Genomic DNA, 2,116 nt, shown 5'->3' with positions numbered 1-2,116 from the left:
TCTCAATGGCTTGTGTGATAACCGCTTCAAAACCCTTATAAATCTCACTGCTATTATTAGAGATATAGGCGTGAGACATTGCTTCATGAAAAGGCTTACCTTCATCATAAAGAGCTTTTGTCCGCTCCATTATCTTTTTAAGGGAGTTCTCAGCTCGAAGCCTCTGAAACTCGGCTTTCTTGTCCTTGTTTGCAAAGTATAACGGGGATCGCTGAAGAGGAACGCCTTTGCTCCAAATGTCGAAAGGGGTCATTTATAAAGAATTCTCAGATATTATGCGGCTTATAGTTAATAGTTTTGAATTTAGCATCAATCGCTTAGCTGCGTCGATAACTAACAAGACGCCTATAATGCATTATTCCAAGAATTATGCTTGAACGACTATCGCTTCCCATGAATTTTCAAAGAAAATCTTCAAGGAGATTTTAGAAGGGCAGCACTTCCAAGCATTTTTCCAGAAATATTCTTTAAAGTTATTCTGTGCGCGACATGATTTGCGCTAACTCATCACTAATGCGGGCCGCTGCCATATGTACAGGGTCATCAGCCAAGTGGGCATAGCGGGCGGTGGTTTGTACTTGGCTATGGCCTAATAACTTACCAATCATCGGCAGGCTTTCACCCAGCCCAACAGCGCTGGAGGCAAACGAGTGTCGCAAGTCGTGCAATCGGACATCTTCCAGCTTGGCAGCTTTACGAATGCGCCGCCACGGCTTTTGCATATCGCTCAAATGAGAGCCGGGCAGCTTGCCCACAATCACATAGGGATTATCTGCCAGCCGCTCGATACCTGCCAGCACCTCCAATGTGGCAGGGGCAAGATAAACGCGCTTGGCACCTGTTTTGGAATCTGGCAGGTAAGCCGAATTGCCTTTGATGTACTCCCACTTCAAGGTCTGGATTTCGCCAAGGCGGCAACCGGTCAGGATCAAAAGGCGAATGCAGTTAATCGCTGCTTGGCTCTCTAACTTGGCCGCTTCCATCTGGTTTAAACAGGTGCTGAGTTGTTGGAGTTCTTCTGTACTTAAAAAACGTTCGCGTTTCTTCTCTTCGTATTTCTTAACATTACGGCAGGGGTTGGTATTTTCTTCGCGCAGCCCCCAAATCTCGGCCTGCTTAAACAATATGGATAGTACGCCAAGGGTGCGGTTGGCTTGGTAAGGGGTCGCGCTGTGTTTTGCCTGTAGGCTGGCAATATGGGACCGCTTTACACTATTGATTTTGTGGGTACCAATGGCAGGGCAGATAAACAGCGCAACGCAGCGCTTATACTCTTTGGCGGTGCTGGCTTTACAGTGCAAGGGCACATACTCTTTTAAAAAGCGCTCGCATACAGCGGCAACGGTTGGACTGGCTTTTTGGCGTTTGTCTTCTTCGGCGGGGTTCTCACCGCGTGTGACGGCTGCCAGTAGTTCTCTTGCTTCGCGTTTGGCTTCATCAACGGTAATGGTGCCATATCTGCCAATGGCTTTGCGACGGGTGCGGCGGCTGTCATCGCGGTATTGAATGAGAAAGCTTTTACGCCCTGATGGCATAATACGAATGCCAAAGCCGGGTAGGGTTTCGTCCCATACGAAGTAATCTGATGATTTGATTTCTAAAGTATCAATGGTTCTCTTAGAGAGTTTTGTCATGCTTCCAATTCCTTTTATGGAAGCTATATGGAAGCAATTGAAATCGAAATACAAGCATAAATTGTGAATGTGTGTGCACGTAACTCTATAAATAGATGAATTGAATCAGTATGATAAGGTTATTTTTGTGCGTTGATGAATGTACGTGCACAACTGGAGATACTAACTCATAACCTGAAGGTCGTAGGTTCAAATCCTACCCCCGCAACCAAAGAATCTTCATTATATATCTATTATAGAAATAGACCTGCAGAATAAAATAAGCAGGGCTTTTTGCGTGCGCGTCAACAAAGGACAGGTTCTCCAGCGCCTTACTCAGAAAATGTGGGTGGGAAATGATAGTAGCATCTAAAGCGGCTTGCGATTAGCCTGAATCGTAAGTGATTGCACCTTGAGCGATTTGTGATTCACTGACATGAGGAGGAGTTCTCATGTCATCACCGCTTTCGCTTGATCTTCGCAACCGTTTTCGCAAGTGTATT

General features: G+C 45.8%; 2 protein-coding genes. Both read right to left on the bottom strand.

The annotated features are described in order from the left end of the window. Positions 1-253 (bottom strand): hypothetical protein (locus tag AYK67_RS17320; RefSeq protein ID WP_206597478.1); only part of this gene is annotated, 253 nt, incomplete at its 3' end. A 220-nt stretch (positions 254-473) separates the two neighbouring features. Then, positions 474-1,634 (bottom strand): tyrosine-type recombinase/integrase, encoded by a 1,161-nt coding sequence (locus AYK67_RS00075; protein WP_068080586.1) that lies wholly within the window; start codon positions 1,632-1,634, stop codon positions 474-476. Positions 1,635-2,116 lie beyond the last annotated feature (482 nt).

The sequence above is a fragment of the Polycladidibacter stylochi genome, from assembly GCF_001562055.1.
In the GTDB taxonomy this organism is placed as follows: domain Bacteria; phylum Pseudomonadota; class Alphaproteobacteria; order Rhizobiales; family Stappiaceae; genus Pseudovibrio; species Pseudovibrio stylochi.
Note: the sequence above shows the minus strand (reverse complement) of the source record. Positions and strands in the feature narration are given on the sequence as shown.

What these genes read in the sequence shown, in the direction of transcription:
- AYK67_RS00075 (WP_068080586.1), bottom strand. Translation starts at nt 1,634, where the DNA reads ATGACAAAACTCTCTAAGAGAACCATTGATACTTTAGAAATCAAATCA.